The sequence below is a fragment of the Sphingomonas sp. BL-S-30 genome, assembly GCF_055521475.1.
Window position 1 is genome coordinate 3900958 of the sequence record NZ_CM145481.1, and the last position, 14687, is coordinate 3915644.

The 14687-nt window shown below is 65.1% G+C and carries 15 protein-coding genes and 1 pseudogene; 10 read left to right on the forward strand and 6 right to left on the reverse strand.

Annotated elements, in window-relative coordinates:
* The first annotated feature begins 10 nt into the window (after positions 1-10).
* The 4 genes and pseudogenes from ACZ1I5_RS18180 (at position 11) to ACZ1I5_RS18195 (ending at position 3185) form a co-directional block, all read left to right on the forward strand.
* A complete protein-coding gene (locus ACZ1I5_RS18180) occupies positions 11-856 on the forward strand; it encodes a phytanoyl-CoA dioxygenase family protein (RefSeq protein WP_465170650.1) in 846 nt (281 codons plus the stop codon).
* 37 nt (positions 857-893) lie between these two features.
* Positions 894-1715 (forward strand): ABC transporter permease, encoded by an 822-nt coding sequence (locus ACZ1I5_RS18185; RefSeq protein WP_465170651.1) that lies wholly within the window; start codon positions 894-896, stop codon positions 1713-1715.
* A 217-nt stretch (positions 1716-1932) separates the two neighbouring features.
* Positions 1933-2994, forward strand: a pseudogene (locus ACZ1I5_RS18190) (ABC transporter ATP-binding protein); the annotation flags it as partial.
* 17 nt (positions 2995-3011) lie between these two features.
* Positions 3012-3185 carry a Trm112 family protein gene (locus tag ACZ1I5_RS18195; protein WP_465170652.1) on the forward strand — a complete coding sequence of 58 codons (174 nt, stop codon included), beginning with the start codon at positions 3012-3014 and terminating at the stop codon, positions 3183-3185.
* Here ACZ1I5_RS18195 and ACZ1I5_RS18200 read toward each other — a convergent pair.
* A complete protein-coding gene (locus tag ACZ1I5_RS18200) occupies positions 3182-3907 on the reverse strand; it encodes a class I SAM-dependent methyltransferase (protein ID WP_465170653.1) in 726 nt (241 codons plus the stop codon). The genes ACZ1I5_RS18195 and ACZ1I5_RS18200 overlap by 4 nt on opposite strands.
* 126 nt (positions 3908-4033) lie before the next feature.
* Here ACZ1I5_RS18200 and ACZ1I5_RS18205 point away from each other — a divergent pair, with 126 nt between their 5' ends.
* Together ACZ1I5_RS18205 and ACZ1I5_RS18210 are read left to right on the forward strand one after the other, a co-directional pair.
* Positions 4034-5089, forward strand: a complete 1056-nt coding sequence (locus ACZ1I5_RS18205; RefSeq protein ID WP_465170654.1) for a prenyltransferase/squalene oxidase repeat-containing protein — start codon at positions 4034-4036, stop codon at positions 5087-5089.
* Positions 5086-5979, forward strand: coding sequence for a sulfotransferase (locus ACZ1I5_RS18210; RefSeq protein ID WP_465170655.1), 894 nt, complete (start codon positions 5086-5088; stop codon positions 5977-5979). Before ACZ1I5_RS18205 ends, ACZ1I5_RS18210 begins: the two co-directional genes overlap by 4 nt.
* 4 nt (positions 5980-5983) lie before the next feature.
* Here the strand turns inward: ACZ1I5_RS18210 and ACZ1I5_RS18215 are convergent, their stop codons facing one another.
* Positions 5984-7207 carry a glycosyltransferase family 4 protein gene (locus tag ACZ1I5_RS18215; RefSeq protein WP_465170656.1) on the reverse strand — a complete coding sequence of 408 codons (1224 nt, stop codon included), beginning with the start codon at positions 7205-7207 and terminating at the stop codon, positions 5984-5986.
* A gap of 137 nt (positions 7208-7344) precedes the next feature.
* On the opposite strand from ACZ1I5_RS18215, the gene ACZ1I5_RS18220 reads away from it, so the two are divergent.
* Positions 7345-8340 (forward strand): UbiA family prenyltransferase, encoded by a 996-nt coding sequence (locus tag ACZ1I5_RS18220; RefSeq protein WP_465170657.1) that lies wholly within the window; start codon positions 7345-7347, stop codon positions 8338-8340.
* Between the two features lie 3 nt (positions 8341-8343).
* On the opposite strand, the gene ACZ1I5_RS18225 is transcribed toward ACZ1I5_RS18220, so the two are convergent.
* The 3 genes from ACZ1I5_RS18225 to ACZ1I5_RS18235 all read right to left on the reverse strand — a co-directional run bounded on the left by ACZ1I5_RS18225 (position 8344) and on the right by ACZ1I5_RS18235 (position 11347).
* A complete protein-coding gene (locus ACZ1I5_RS18225; protein ID WP_465170658.1) occupies positions 8344-9201 on the reverse strand; it encodes a pirin family protein in 858 nt (285 codons plus the stop codon).
* A gap of 76 nt (positions 9202-9277) precedes the next feature.
* Positions 9278-10150, reverse strand: coding sequence for an NAD(P)-dependent oxidoreductase (locus tag ACZ1I5_RS18230; RefSeq protein WP_465170659.1), 873 nt, complete (start codon positions 10148-10150; stop codon positions 9278-9280).
* A gap of 48 nt (positions 10151-10198) precedes the next feature.
* A complete protein-coding gene (locus ACZ1I5_RS18235) occupies positions 10199-11347 on the reverse strand; it encodes an aldose epimerase family protein (RefSeq protein WP_465170660.1) in 1149 nt (382 codons plus the stop codon).
* 195 nt (positions 11348-11542) lie between these two features.
* On the opposite strand from ACZ1I5_RS18235, the gene ACZ1I5_RS18240 reads away from it, so the two are divergent.
* The 3 genes from ACZ1I5_RS18240 to ACZ1I5_RS18250 all read left to right on the forward strand — a co-directional run bounded on the left by ACZ1I5_RS18240 (position 11543) and on the right by ACZ1I5_RS18250 (position 13250).
* The gene (locus ACZ1I5_RS18240; RefSeq protein WP_465170661.1) at positions 11543-12085 is read left to right on the forward strand and encodes a response regulator transcription factor; all 543 of its coding nucleotides are present in this window, start codon (positions 11543-11545) and stop codon (positions 12083-12085) included.
* 149 nt (positions 12086-12234) lie between these two features.
* Complete coding sequence (locus ACZ1I5_RS18245; protein WP_465170662.1) at positions 12235-12690, forward strand: hypothetical protein; 456 nt, start codon at positions 12235-12237, stop codon at positions 12688-12690.
* Entirely contained in the window at positions 12621-13250 is a 630-nt protein-coding gene (locus ACZ1I5_RS18250) for a JAB domain-containing protein (RefSeq protein ID WP_465170663.1), read from the forward strand. Before ACZ1I5_RS18245 ends, ACZ1I5_RS18250 begins: the two co-directional genes overlap by 70 nt.
* Before the next feature lie 32 nt (positions 13251-13282).
* On the opposite strand, the gene ACZ1I5_RS18255 is transcribed toward ACZ1I5_RS18250, so the two are convergent.
* Complete coding sequence (locus ACZ1I5_RS18255) at positions 13283-14395, reverse strand: acyltransferase family protein (RefSeq protein WP_465170664.1); 1113 nt, start codon at positions 14393-14395, stop codon at positions 13283-13285.
* Between the last annotated feature and the right edge of the window lie 292 nt (positions 14396-14687).

Below are 14687 nucleotides of genomic sequence, written 5' to 3' on the forward strand. Positions count from 1 at the left end.
GGAGGAAGCGATGACGCGAGGCATCTTCGCCGATCTCGAGCGGCAGCGCGCTTTCGATCGTGACGGCTACACCGTCGTTCGCCTGCTCTCGCCGGAAACGGCGGCAGCGCTGGCCGCGGCGCTGCCGGCGATCAGGCCGGCGCTCGACTTCACGCCTAATACGTCGACGCTCGATCACGCTTATCATGTCAGCCTGCTTGATCCCGATATCGCCTATCGCAAGGCGGCCTGGGCTTTCGTGCAGGACGCGCTGCGCGAGCCGCTTGGCCGTGTCCTCATTGGATATCGCATGCTGACGGGTGGCCTGCTGGTGAAGCCGGCCGGCGCCGCGCCGCTGTCGATGCATCGCGACTGGACCATGCTGCCGGACAATGATCAGGTCGCGCTCAACATCTGGTGCCCGCTGATCGATGTCGACGACCGCAATGGCGCGCTCGCCTTGCTGCCCGGCACCCACAAGCTCGTCCCCAATATCGAGGCCGCGCATGTCCGGTCGTTCTTTGCCGACTATGGCGATCTGCTCACCGAACTGTCGGTCTCGCTCCCGCTCGCAGCGGGTGAAGCGGTGATCTTCGACTACAAGACCATCCACGGATCGCGCGCCAATCGGTCCTCGCGGCCGCGCCCGGCAATCTCCTCCGCCTGTATCCCCGAGGGAGCGCGCGCAGCGACCTATGCGCTCGATCGCGCCGGGGGCGGCGCCCGGTTCGAGCTGTTCGCGATGGACGGCGCGGGGGTGGTTGCGGTGGCCGATCGGCTGGCGGGAAGCGCGGGGATCGCGGAAAGCCTGGGCTTCGTGCCGAACCGCAACCAGGCGGTGTCGCGGGAACAGTTCCGGCGCCTGATCGGCCGATAGGCTATCGTTGCGGAAGCCATTACGCCATAGCCCGGTCATGGAAGACGTGGTCTACACCGCCACCCCGGAACTGCGCCGGCCGCGCCAGTTCCTCGCGAGGGCCATGGCTGATCTGCGTGCTTCCGGCATGATCGCGTGGCGGCTGTTCCGCAGCAATTTGCGCGTGCGGCACCGGCGAACCTTGCTCGGCTATCTCTGGCTGCTGCTGCCGGCCATCGGCACCGCGCTGATCTGCAGCTATATCCAGTCGCGGCGGATCCTCAGCATTCCGCCGACCGAGCTGCCCTACCCTCTGTTCGTTCTGTCCGGGATGATCCTGTGGCAATGTTTCATCGACGCGATCAATGCGCCGTTGCTCCACCTGACCGCCGCGCGCCAGCTGATCACCCGCAGCCGCGTGCCTCATGAGGCAATCCTGCTCGCCGGGGTGATGGAAGTGCTGGTCAACAACGCGATCCGCGTCGTGATGGCGATGCTGGTCATCGTCTGGTGGGTCCCGCTGGCGCCGGTGATGCTGCTGATTCCAGTCGGGGTCATGGCGCTCGTGCTGCTCGGCATCGCCATCGGACTGGCGCTGGCGCCGCTTGGGATGCTGTATGATGACGTCGGACGGGTAGTCACGTTGGTGACGACCTTGTGGTTCTTCCTGACCCCGGTCATCTATCCGATATCCGCCCAGGGCCTGCTCTACCTCAATCCGGTCGCGCCATTGCTCATTACCGGCCGCGTCTGGATGCTTGGCCGGGCGCATGTCTCGACTGAATTCTTCGTTGTGATCGCCATCGCCATGGCCGGCCTGCTGGTCGCATGGTTCTGGTACCGGCTGGCGCGACCGCACGTCGTCAGCAGGCTGGGCTGATATGGACGTTGCGACCTACCCCGCCGGTCCGCACGCCGACGACGCCGCTCTATCGGTGTCGAACCTTTCCAAGAAATATTGCGGCAACCTCAAGAAGGCGCTGTTCTACGGCCTCCATGACATCGTCGGCGAGCTGTCAGGCCGGCAGTCGAAACCCCATGGCCTGAGGCCCGGTGAGTTCTGGGCGCTGGAGGATATCTCGTTCGAGGTGAAGCGCGGCGAGGCGCTGGCCGTGATCGGCCGCAACGGCGCGGGCAAGAGCACGTTGTTGCGGGTGCTCTACGGTCTGTTGAAGCCGGATGCGGGCCAAGTGCGCATTGCCGGCCGGTCCGAGGCGATCATCGAGCTGGGCACTGGCTTCAACCCGCTGCTCACCGGCCGCGAGAATATAGAAGTCGGCGCGGCGCTGCACGGTTTCGATCCGGACGCGACCGCGCACCTGCTTGAGACGGTGATCAATTTCGCCGAGCTCGCGGAGTTTATCGACACGCCGCTGATGTCCTACAGCTCGGGCATGAAGGCGCGCCTCGCCTATTCGCTCGCGGCGCATCTCGGACCGGACCTGTTGCTGGTGGACGAAGCGCTGGCGGTCGGCGACCTGTCCTTTCAGCACAAATGCATCCGCCACATGCGGCAGTTCGTCCATCGGGGCGGATCGCTGCTGCTGGTCTCGCACAATGTCCAGCAGGTCCAGACGGTGTGCGACCGTGCGATCCTGATCGAGCGTGGGCGCGTCGCCTATGAAGGCGATGTCGCCCATACGGTCAGCCGGATGCTCGAGCAGCGGCCGCTGGCCGACGCGAACCAGCTCGAGGATTTCGTGGCGGCCGGGCCAGTGCGCATGGGCGGGCTGAGCATGCGGTCGCTCGATGGCGATGAGGTACGCACCGGCCGGCCGGTCGAAGTGACGATCCGCTATGAAGCCGACCAGCCGACCGAGGTGATCTGGGCCTTCAGCATCTGGTCCGAGGACCGTTGGACCTGTATCGGCGGGACGGTGGACCCGGTGGCGCGCCGCCTCGATGCCGGTCGCGGCATCCTGCGCTGCACATTGCCGAAATTCCCGCTTCTTGCCGGTCGCTACATCGTCCGCGGGACGATCCTCGATGCCGCGACCATGTATCCGCTGGCCGTCGAAAGCGCGCGCAGCCGGGAATGCCATGTCGATGTCTCCACTGATGCCGATCCAGTCACGAACATGCTGATCTGGGCACATCAGCTGGTGCGGCTGGACAGCGAATGGGATGAGCCGCATGGGGCGGTAGCTGACGGCAAATGACCGAGGAAAGGCCCGGAATGCAGCATGATTTCGACGAGGCGTTGCTCGCGAGGCTGGTCTGCCCGGCGACGCGCACGCCGCTTCGCCTTGATGTACTCGCGAGCGAATTGATCTCGGACGAGGCGGGCCTTGCCTATCCGATCCGCGACGGCATCCCCGTCCTGCTGATCGAGGCGGCGCGCAAAATCTAGGGTTTGGTGGCGAAGGCGATCGCGTAGAAAGCAAGCGAGGCTTCGATCTCGTCAACGCGGGATTCGTGGCCCGGAAAGACGCCGCGCATCGCCGCGCAAAACGGCTTCCAGCAAGTGACGGCAGTATCGCGCAGCGAACCCAGTTCGAAGCCCGCATCCGTGATCAGTGCAGCATATTGGTCGAGCGATTCGACATTGTTGGCGAGCGGGATCATCCAGCTTCCGGTTGGGCCGGTATCGTGGAACAACATGTCCGCCACGGCAAGCGTACCGCCCGGCCGCAATACGCGATACGCCTCCGCAAGGAAGTCGGTGCGGGTGTCGAAGCATTGCGCGGATTCGGCCGCAATCACGGCATCAGTCGAGCCGGAGGCGATCGGGAGATGGACGGCATCCATCACGGCTACGGTTACCCCGCGCTGCTTGGCCTGGGCAAGCTGCCAGCGCGAGATATTCGCGCCGAGCACGAGCGCGTCGGGAAAGCGGTCGGTCAGCCGACGTGTGCCGCCGCCAATGCCGCAGCCGATATCGAGGATGAAGGACGCGTCGTCGGGGACGGTCGATGCGAGCTCGTCGATGAGGCGACCACAGGCTGTCACCAGGTCGGTCGCACCCGCTTCCCAATAGCCGATGTTGAAATAGCCGCTGTCGCCGTACAGCGCGCGCATGCGCGGCGCCTGGAGGAGAGCGTCATAGCGAGTGCCGAACGATTCCGCATCCATGACGGCAGCGCTAGCCTCTCGGGCCTCGGCGGTCCAGCCGTCGACAGGCAACGGACGAGTGGCTAAACACCGCGTGACAGCGACAGCGCACGGATGTGTGGCCCGGCGCGTGGGGGAATGACGATCGTGGCAAGCGTCCGGAACGGGTCGGACCCTTTGACGACGGCGGCGCGGGAGGCACTGGACAAGGCCCTGGCCTTTCTCGACCGTGCGCAATTGCCGAGCGGCGAGTTCCGTGTCGTCACGTCGTTGCGCCGGGACATGGCCGGTGACTGCGAACCCGACCCGTCGATCTTTCCGACCGCGCTCGTCGCGCACGCCCTTTCGTTCGCACCCGAAGCGGCGGCGATGAAACAGCGCGCGCTGGCGTTCCTGCTTACTCAGCGTGACCGCCACGGCCTGTGGCGGCACTGGACGACCGGCCATCCTTTTTTTCGGCAATTGCCACCCGACATGGACGACACCAGCTGCGTGTCGGCGGTGCTTGCCGCAGCGGGATCGACGGAAGTCGCCGACCCCATGCTGCTGTTGGCGAACCGCGACACGCAGGGCATGTTCCTGACCTGGATCATGCCGCGCGCCCGGTGGACCGGCCTTGCGCATATGCGGGTGACCTTGCCCCAGCTTCGCCATCTGGCGACGCTCTGGTTCTTCTTCAAAAAAACCTCGGCCGCGCCGGGCGATGTCGATGCAGGTGTGAACGCCAATTGCCTTCATTATCTCGGCGATTTCCCAAGACATGAGCGCGTGGTCGCGCGGCTGGTCGACATTCTTCGTCGCGATGGGGAGGCCGATGCCGACAAATGGTATGAGAACCTGTTCGTGCTCTGGTATTTCTTCGCCCGCGCGTTCGGGAGCCGGTCGGCGGAGGGGCGGGATCTGCTTCTCGCCAAGCTCGATGCTGCGGCGCCGGCCAACGCACTGGAGCTGGCTCTGTCCATCGCGGCGCAGCGCTATTGCGGGGCAACACCGCGAGAGAGCCTGATCAGCGCGCTGATCGCAGCCCAGTCGCCGGACGGAAGCTGGCCTCGCGCGCCGGTCTATTTCGGCGGGCGGGAACGCCGCCGCGACGGCAGCCTTGCGCCAGCCCACCCGGATACGCCGCATTGGGGATCGGAGGAATTGACCACCGGCTTCTCCATCGAGGCGCTCGCCCGTTCGCTGCCGGAGGCGGCGGCATGACCCGCCATCTGATCCATATCGGCTATCCCAAGACCGGCTCGACCTTTCTCCAGCGCTGGTTCGCGGCGCATCCGCAGATCGCCTATGTCCAAGGCGGCATCGGGGGTTTCCGGAACGTCTATGCGATGGTTGCGGAAGCAGCCCTGGCCAGGCCGGGCCATCGATGGCGTGTGACCAGCCAGGAGTCGTTTACGTCGCCGTTTCCTGATGCCGGGACGCGCAGTATCGATTTATCGAATCTAGGCGATGGCACGTTGGGCGAACGGCAATCCCGGGCGTGCACCCTGCTCGCTGAAACCTTCCCGGACGCCCATGTGCTGATCGTCACGCGTGGATTCCGTTCGATGATCCTGTCTTCCTATTCGCAATATGTCCGGGTGGGCGGCGCCGACGACCTCGAGACCCAGATATGGCAGGGCGGCGAGAACCCCTGGCGCTATGACGAGATGATCGCGATGTACCGCGCCCGGTTCGGCGACCGGGTGATCGTGCTGCCTTATGAATTGCTGGCGCGCGATCCCGTGGCGTTCCGCGCCGAGATGGAACGCAGGCTCGATGTCGCACCGTTCGATTTCGAGGATACAGTGGTCAATCGCTCGCTCTCGCCGGTCGAGTTGCGCTGGTATCCCCGCTTCGCCCGGCTGGTCCGGCGCCTGCCCTTTCGCCGGGCCGTCTCGCGCCTGTATCTAGGCCTGGTTTTCGAGAACCGGCTGGCCCCGCTGATCGCGCTGCTCGACCGGCTGCGGCCGGCGAGGCCCGTCGACGGCACGATCGTTACGGACGAACTGCTCGAACAGGCGCGAGGTCTGTCGGACGGGCTCGCGGCAGACGCGGTCTATGCGCCCTTTGCCCGCGACTATCTGTTCTCCCAGCCCGGCACGCGGGCATAAGCGCCTATTCGGCCGCCTTGGCGAATTCCTCGACAGGCGTCGTAATCTCTGCCGGCGTGGTGCGTCCGTCGATCAGGCGCTGCACGATATCGGCAAAGGCGCTCGCCGGGCTCGGCGGCACCTGAGTGCGGATGCTGGCGGCCGCCGCGGCGCCGATCGCCGGCCAGTCCGCCCGCGCCGCCCAGGCGCGCTCCATCGCCTCGTCGATCGCCGCCTCGGTCGGCGCGGTCGCGAGAAAGCCGGTCTCGCCGTCGGTGCAGACCTCCGCGCTGCCCGCCACATCGGTGGTGATCGTCACACGGCCGGCCAGCATCGTCTCGACCACGACCAGGGGCAGGCCTTCCGCGCGCGTCGGCAGGACCAGCGCGTGATGCCGGGCCCAGATCCCGCCCTGAACATTGCGAACGAAGCCGGGAAAGAAGACTTTGTCCAGCCCATGAAAGGCGGCCATTTCCTTCAGTCCCCCAATGCGGTCGCCTTCGCCAAAAAAGGTCACGCTGACGTCGCGTGCGCGCCATTTCGGCAGTGCCATCACGCGGAGCAGCATGTCCTGCCCCTTCTCCATCGGGAAGAAGCGACCGACACAGGCAAGCTTCAGCCCGTTGCTCTCATCGGGCCATGGGAGCGGCGCATCCCAGGATGTGAGGAATGGATTGCGCACCACCTCGGCGTTGGGGATCGCCATGCCCATCTGTTCTTCGGTGAGCCGGTGGTTGTGGCGCGACACGAAATATGCTGCCGCCGCCTCGGCATACATCGCCTTGCACCGCGCGCGCATCCAGTCGGATGGCCAATAGAGCTCAGTCGCCTTCTGGCAGATCAGCGCATAGGGGATGCCCAGCCGCCGCAGCACCCCGGCATAGAGGAAACCGTCCCAATTGCCGCCCTGCGACAGGACTACCAGGTCGGGGCGAGAAAAGCGCAGCGCGATGTCGAGGCGCGTCAGTTGCCAGCTCAGCCCGGCGGCGCGGCTGATCAGCGAGAAGATGCCGTAAAATTTCTTGGGCAACAGCGGAAACTTGGCCAGATCGTACAACTTGCACTTCGCCTCGTGAAGCCGCCTGATCGCCGGCTCGCCCTTGGGAAGGTTGGGCTTCGCCACCGATATGCGGTGGCCCCGGCGCGCCAGTTCCGCAGCGGTTGCGCCCCACAGCTCCTCGCTGCCGCCCCAATGGGTCTCATTGCAGCTGATAAAAGCGATATGGCGCAGACCGGCACTGTTCAACATCGCATCCCCTTATCGAGTGTCGCTACCACGCCGCGGCTTTATTCCGTCAACGGAAAATCTCACCAAATTACCAACAAGGCGGTTATGCCGGGGCGATTTATCGGCGATGATCGCGCGAGCCAGGGGGTGGAAATCAGGTGCGGATCGGGGAAATCATCCGGGCTACCGAGTGGTGGGAATATAAGCTGCTTCCGATCCTCGGCGTCTTCTATGCGACGCTCACCTATCGCCATGCGTCGATTGCCGCCGCGTGGCCAATGGCGATCACGTTGCTGGTCGCGATCGCACCGGGCGCCGTCTATGTCAGCGTGATCAACGATCTCACTGACCGCGATGAAGACAGGCGGGCAGGTAAGCCGAACCGGACGGAAGGACGATCGGCCATCGTCATCGCCCTGCTCATCGCCGTGCCCGTGCTCATCGGTCTCGCCATGGCGTGGCGCTGGCGCGACGATCCGCTGCTGCTGACTGCTTATGGCGGGGCCTGGCTCGCCTTCAGTGCCTATTCGCTGCCGCCATTGCGGCTGAAGGCGCGCGGGTTGTTCGGCGTGATGGCGGATGCGAGCGGCGCGCATCTCTTCCCGGCGCTGGTCGCGGCGTTGCTCGCCTTTCACGCGGCGAACGTCGCGCCGGATGCCGTCTGGGTCGGGCTGATTGCGCTATGGGCCGGCGCGTTCGGGGTACGCGGCATCCTGTGGCACCAGTTGAGCGATGAAGAGGCCGACCGTACCGCCAATGTCCGCACCTTCGTTCAGCGGCATGGGGGGCGGTGGGCGCGGGCGATCGGATCATGCGTGATGTTTCCGCTGGAATGTGCGGCGCTGGTTGCGATGCTCTGGCTGCTCGACGATCGTATCCCGTTCGTCGCCCTGGTGCTCTACGCCTTTCTGGTGATCTTCAAGCTCGAACGGTTCGAGATGCACGCAGCGATCGTCCAGCCGCGCCCGCGCCAGCTGATCCTGCTCAACGGCTATTATGAGGTGTTCCTGCCGATCTCCCTACTGGTCGCCTCGGCCCTGACGCATCCGGCCGACTGGATCTTGCTCGCGGTGCACTGCATCCTGTTTCCCGGCCGGCTGAGCCAGGTGTTCAGCGACGCCTGGAAGCTGCTACCGCGTCGCATCCATCACTAAGCGTCAGCCCGCCGCGACCACGTTGAACCGGCCCGCCTGATAGTCGCGCACGGCGTCGATGATTTCCTGCTGCGTGTTCATCACGAACGGGCCATGCGCGACGACCGGTTCGCCGATCGGGTCGGCATGGCCGAAGAGGATCAGGCTGTCATCCATCGCCTCGATCGCCACGGTATCGCCATCGTCGTCGAGTTCTGCGAGATGCCAGCGATCGATCTCGGCGCCGGCGAGCCGGACCTTGCCACGTACGATATAGAGGAAGACCTGTCGGCCCTTCGGCGCGGGAAGCGCGATCCGTCCGCCGGCAGGAATCGAGGCGGTCGCCATGAATACCCCGGTCAGCGAGGCGATCGGGCCGGTCAGCCCGGCGATCTTTCCGGAGATGAGGTTCAAGGTCGCGCCGTCGAGATCGGTCGACGGGATCGCGTCCCGCTGCAGGCCGGTATAGCGCGGCGCGGTCATCTTCAGCCGGCCGGGCAGGTTGAGCCAGAGCTGGAGGATCTCCATCGGCCCGCCGTCGTGCTTGAACGCGTCGGGCGATAATTCGGCATGGATCAGCCCCGACCCGGCCGTCATCCATTGTACGCCGCCCGCATGAATGATGCTTTCGTGCCCGCCGCTATCCGAATGGGCCAGGCTGCCCTCGAGGATGAAGGTCACTGTCTCGAATCCGCGATGCGGATGCGGGCCGAAGGGCAGGCCGTGATTGCCGGGCGCATAGGTCTGCGGCCCGTGATGGTTGAGGAACAGGAACGGATCGATCTGGTCGAGACCAGGCCCGGGCAATGGACGCCGGGTCACCAGATCGCGGATATCGTCGCGCACCGCTGCGTGGACGCGCTTGAGGGTGCGCTCAGTCATGTCGGTCGTTCCACCTTGCCTGGCTTATGTTCTCGGCCCGGTGACGCCGCGTTGCAAGCGCGGGGGAATGCGCTGCTCACAGCCCGGCATTGGCTTCGACCGTCTTCGCCATCGACGCCCAGTCCAGCTCCGGCCGCTCCCGCGCCATCGTCGCGATCAGCCGGTCGCGGCCGAGGGACAGCATCGGCATCGGCACGCCCGCCGCGACGGCAGCTTCGGCGACCAGGTTCATGTCCTTGAAACCGAGCGGCAGGGTGAAGCCGGCGGGCTCGTAATTCTCTTCGACCAGCACCTTGCCATAGACATCATAGATGATGCTGCCGAACACCGACCCCGTCAGCGTGTCGAGCAGCGTCCCCTTGTCGACGCCGTAGCGGCCCGCGAGCGTCATCGCCTCGGACAGCGATTCGATCACCGTCATGATCATGAAATTGCCGCTGAGCTTGACGATGTTCGCCTTGTGCGGCGTCTCGCCCAGGTTGAAGCTGCGCTGGCCGACCGCGTCGAACAGCGGCTGGCAGGTGGCGACCGCCTCGGCCGGGCCGGCAGCGACGACGAACAGCTTCCGCGCAGCGGCGGCGAGCGGGCGGCCGAACACGGGCGCGGAGATATAGGTCTGGCCGGCTTGCGCATGGGCCTCGGCCAAACGGTCAGCGATGGCGACGCTGATCGTGCTCATCGAGACATGAATGGTCGGGGTGCCGGAGGACAATAGGCCGCCCTCACCGAACGCCACCGCCTCGAGCGCCCTGTCGTCGGCGAGCATGCTCATCACCACCGGACTGCGCGCTGCCTCGGCCGGCGTCGCGGCCAAGGTCGCGCCCGCCGCGACCAGCGGCGCGGCCTTGTCGGCGCTGCGGTTCCACACGGTGACCTTGTGACCCGCCTTGATCAGGTTGGCAGCAATCTCGCTGCCCATCAGGCCCAGTCCGATGAAACCGACGTCCATGAAATACCTCTTGGTTCTTGCGTTGGAAAAGCCGCGCTTGGGCGACGCTCAGCGTTTGCCCGAGGACTCGATCGACAGCTTCAGGACAATGACGTTGCGATATTCGCTGCCCGGATCGAGCCGCGCCGAAGGGAAGGCGGGATGATTGATCGCATCGGGGAAATTCTCCGCCTCGAGCGCGACGCCGTCGCCCTGGCGATAGGCCCGGCCGGCCTTGCCGATCTGCGCCCCGTTCAGCCCGTTGCCGCTATAGACCTGCAACCCCGGCTGGTTGGTCGAGAGCTCGAGCACCCGCCCTGACACGGGATCGCTGAGCCGCGCCGCGAGCCGCACCGCGCCATGCCCATCGCGCAGCACGAAATTATGGTCGTATCCGTGGCCGATCAGGATCTGCGGATCGCGGACGTCACGCACCCGGGCGTCGACCGCCCGAGGCGTGCGGAAATCGAACGGCGTGCCGGCGACCGGCACGATCTGGCCCGTCGGGATCAGGTCCTTGTCGACTGGGGTATAGCCGTCCGCGAAGAGCGTCAGCTGGTTGTCCGATCCGCGCCCGACATCCTCGCCTGCCAGGGTGAAATAGCTGTGGTTGGTCATCGAGACGATCGTCGGCTTGTCGGTCGTCGCACGATATTCGATCTGCAACTGGTCGCGTTCATCGAGCGAGAAGGTCGCGTGGACGGTGAGCGTGCCGGGAAAGCCCTGGTCGCCGTCGGGGCTAACATGCTTGAAGGTCACGCTCGCGGTGGGGCCGTTCTTCACCGATTCCACCTGCCAGACAATCTTGTCGAAGCCGCGCGTCCCGCCATGGAGGTTCGCGACGCGTCCGTTGACGCTGGGCAGCGTATAGGTGCGGCCATCGAGCACGAAACTACCCTTGGCGATGCGGTTCGCGACGCGTCCGACCGTCACCCCGAAAAAGGAATTATTGCGTTCATAGGAAGCCATGTCGGTATAGCCGAGCACCACATCGGCGAGCCGTCCCTTGCGGTCGGGCGCGAGCAGGGACTGGAGCGTCGCCCCCCATGTCAGCACGGTCGCCTTCACCCCGTGCCTGTTGGTCAGGGAGATCGCCTCGATCGCCGTGCCGTCCTGCAACGTGCCGAAGCTGCGACGCTCGACCTCCGCGGCGGTGCAGGGGCTGGCGGCGAAAGCGAGCGCGAAAAGCGCGAGGGCCATGGTCAGGGTTCGGGACATTATCGGCTCTCTCCTGCGCAACCATGGCGGTTTTCTTGTTGCGATCCTATAGGATTTGGCAGGAGATGCCATGACGTTCTGTCGGCCGAATGCCGATTGCGGCGCCTGGAGCACCGAATTGCGACGATTCCCGGAGCGATAATTTCGGACGTGTGCATGCTTTCCAAGCGCTTGGCATGAAGTAGATTGCTCCAAATGGGATCGACTCGACTTGACGGCCTGACCGCTCGCCAGCTGCAATGTCTTCGCGGCAAATGGGATCGGAAGATGGACAAGGAGATCGCGTTCGAGCTCGGCATTTCCCAGCGCGCGGTGGAAGGGCATCTGCGCGGCGCGCGCGAAAAGCTGGGTGTCGCCTCGACTCGCGCCGCCCTCCTGATAGTCGCCACGCGCGAGGGCTGGGAGGGTTCGGTCGAACCACATTATGGTCCATCCCACCTCCCCGATCCCATCGATTCCCGTGCAATCCCGTTCCCGGACGAGGAGGGCCCGGTTCAGCCGTCCGCTTCGGTTCGCGACAGCTGGCCCCGACCGGGCGAGCGGTTGACGCCGACCGGACCGGAAGCGCGCTGGCCCATCCCTACGCGGGAAGGGCAACGCAATGACCTGAGCACGATCCAGCGCCTGGCATGGCCGTTCGCGATCGCGGCGTCCGTGATGGCCATGTTGTTTCTCGGGTTCGGGGTGATCAATGGGGCCGGACGGTTCGTTGGCGCGATCCTGAACGGCACTTACTGACGGTATTTTGACAGCGCCCGCGCGCCGCGCCGGCGCTGCGGGGGCACGCATGCTCGACGACCATGTTTCCGCGGCGCGCGACGCAGTCGACAGGCTCGGCCGCCTGATCGCGGTTGACGCGGGGCCCGGTTGAATGCTCCGGTCCCGAGATGCTGCGCGTCATCCTGTACGAGATGATTCTCGTCCTTTGCTGCGCCTACGCGCTGGCCCGGGGCGGCGCGCCGGAACGCGCTGCGGCGGCCATGATGCTGGTGGCCTCGGTCGCCAGCTTCGCCACGCAGGCGCAACCCTTTTCGGGATCATTTCTCAAGGTGCAGGTCTGGGTCTTCGCGATCGATCTGTTGCTGCTGGTCGGCCTGTTCGTGCTGGCGCTCGTCTCGACGCGGTTCTGGCCGCTCTGGCTCACCGGTTTGCAGCTCCTCGCCGTCATCGCGCATCTGATCCGGGCGATCGACCACAGCGCATTGCCCCGGGGATATCAGTTCCTGATCTCGTTCGAGGCCTATCCGATGCTGCTGCTGGTGGCGATCGGCGCGTGGCGGCACCAGAAGCGTCTTCGGATCTACGGTGCCGACACATCCTGGCGGGATTCCTTCACTCCATAGCGGGCGCTGACGCGGCTGGCCTGTCCGCGAGGCTGGTACGGGAGTTCGGCTCGCTGCCTGGCGTGCTCATGGCGAGCGGCCATGCACGGCTGCGGGTGCTGGATGGCCGGCATGATCTGGAAGCGCTGATCGGCGGACTCGATGACGCCCTGACGCATATCGCGACCTTGCGCTTCTCGCGTGGGCCGGTGTTGGATAACTGGCCGGCGCTGCTCGACTATTTGCGGCTGGCGCACGCTTTCAGCGCCGTCGAGATCGCTCGTGCCTTGCATCTCGATGGGCGGGGCCGGCTGATCCTCGACGAAGTGATATCGCGCGGAACGATCGACGAGGCGGCGATCCATGTGCGCGAAGTGGTCCGCCGCGCGGTGGAGCTTCATGCGACGTCGATCATTCTGGTACATAATCATCCCAGCGGCGATCCGACGCCGAGCCGCGCCGACGTGGATCTCACCCGGCGCATCGCCCGCGCGGGCCAGCCGCTGGGGATCGCGGTGCACGATCATCTGATAATGTCGACTGGCGGGCATGCCAGCATGCGAGCCCTCGGATTGATCTAGGCCGCGCGCGTTAGCGCCCTGTGCGAAAGCGCTTATGCGGGCGCGCCCGGGCGCCTCGCGGACAATCTCCGGATGGCCTGGCCGGCGGGGCGCTCGATGTTCAGATACGATAGCCGCGCGATGACGATCACCAGACCGAGATATAATAGCAGGAACCATCCGGTTGAGACGGCCGCTCGATCGCCGACCACGCCATCCAGTATCAGCATCAACCCGAGCTGGACGGGGATATGCCACAAATAGACGCCATAGGTGTTGTTGGCGATCAGTTCCGTCCAGCGGGAGGAGCGGCCCCAACCCGCGGCCTCAACCCCGCAGGCGAGCAGAAACAGCCCCGGAATGATGACCGGCATCAGATGTTCGAACGAAACATGCAAGGCAGCCAGGATAGCCGCCGCGAGCGACGCCAGGCCGGCGACGAAAAATAGCCAGGGACTGCGCCGCAGAAACGAGAAAGCGACGTAGATCGCGGACCCAGTGAAGAAATAGAATCCGCACTGCCAGAAGACGGTCCCGGGCAGATCGAATATCGATCCCGTCGTGAACAGGCAGGCAAGCGCCAGCGGTCCCAGCACACCGACGCGGTAAAGCGGTTTCAGCGTCACCCAGAACACGGCATAAATCGCCACTTCCACCGATACGGACCAGATCGGGCCGTTGAACGACAGGCCGCGCTCAAATCCCCAGCTCGACGCGAAAAACAGATTCAGGATGAAGTGATACAGGTCGTTGAACTGGAATATCTGAAAATTCCCCAACCACCACAGCCGCCAGAACTGGAGCCCGGCGACGACGAACAAGGTCAGCAGATGCAGCGGATAGAGCCGCGCTATGCGGGCAATGGCGAACGTCCGCGCCGATACGGCAGTGTCCACATAGACGGCGGCGAAGACGAAGCCGGAGATGAGCCAGAAGAGCTGCACCGCCCAGAGGCCGTAATGATAGGCGGGCCAAAGAACCTCGCGAAGCGGCTCTCGATCGAGAAAATTCGCCACTGGCTGTTGCTGCGCGGGGGGGATGAAAAAGTTCAGATAATGGAACAGCCCGACAGCCAGCGCCGCTATCCCGCGCAACAGGTCCACCGTGTGAAAATGGTCCCTCGTATTGCGAGGCGTGGAAAACAGGTCGCGTATCGCGTCGCGCATGATGAACGGCTAACAGACCATCGCTCCTGTCCGCAAACGGAATTACGTTTGAGCCCGCCGGCGCGCCTCGTGCGATACCGCGGCATCGCGCTGCCCGGTCGGACGATCCGGCCAACGCGCTAATCTGGATCAGGAATCGGACGTCCGTTACGACGGCCCGCGTTCCCGTGCTTCGTCGCGCCGGATTCAGGCCCCGCTCTCTCGAAAAATTCAGTAGCCGTTGGAGAAGGTTGCGGTATGCTGCGCACCGCGAGGCCGGGGGGCTGGACAAGGACCTTCGGGGGGAGAGTGC

What these genes read in the sequence shown, in the direction of transcription:
- ACZ1I5_RS18180 (WP_465170650.1), top strand. Translation starts at nt 11, where the DNA reads ATGACGCGAGGCATCTTCGCCGATCTCGAGCGGCAGCGCGCTTTCGAT.
- ACZ1I5_RS18225 (WP_465170658.1), bottom strand. Translation starts at nt 9,201, where the DNA reads ATGACTGAGCGCACCCTCAAGCGCGTCCACGCAGCGGTGCGCGACGAT.
- ACZ1I5_RS18195 (WP_465170652.1), top strand. Translation starts at nt 3,012, where the DNA reads ATGCAGCATGATTTCGACGAGGCGTTGCTCGCGAGGCTGGTCTGCCCG.
- ACZ1I5_RS18240 (WP_465170661.1), top strand. Translation starts at nt 11,543, where the DNA reads ATGGGATCGACTCGACTTGACGGCCTGACCGCTCGCCAGCTGCAATGT.
- ACZ1I5_RS18230 (WP_465170659.1), bottom strand. Translation starts at nt 10,150, where the DNA reads ATGGACGTCGGTTTCATCGGACTGGGCCTGATGGGCAGCGAGATTGCT.
- ACZ1I5_RS18200 (WP_465170653.1), bottom strand. Translation starts at nt 3,907, where the DNA reads ATGGATGCGGAATCGTTCGGCACTCGCTATGACGCTCTCCTCCAGGCG.
- ACZ1I5_RS18185 (WP_465170651.1), top strand. Translation starts at nt 894, where the DNA reads ATGGAAGACGTGGTCTACACCGCCACCCCGGAACTGCGCCGGCCGCGC.
- ACZ1I5_RS18245 (WP_465170662.1), top strand. Translation starts at nt 12,235, where the DNA reads ATGCTGCGCGTCATCCTGTACGAGATGATTCTCGTCCTTTGCTGCGCC.
- ACZ1I5_RS18210 (WP_465170655.1), top strand. Translation starts at nt 5,086, where the DNA reads ATGACCCGCCATCTGATCCATATCGGCTATCCCAAGACCGGCTCGACC.
- ACZ1I5_RS18255 (WP_465170664.1), bottom strand. Translation starts at nt 14,395, where the DNA reads ATGCGCGACGCGATACGCGACCTGTTTTCCACGCCTCGCAATACGAGG.
- ACZ1I5_RS18235 (WP_465170660.1), bottom strand. Translation starts at nt 11,347, where the DNA reads ATGTCCCGAACCCTGACCATGGCCCTCGCGCTTTTCGCGCTCGCTTTC.
- ACZ1I5_RS18215 (WP_465170656.1), bottom strand. Translation starts at nt 7,207, where the DNA reads ATGTTGAACAGTGCCGGTCTGCGCCATATCGCTTTTATCAGCTGCAAT.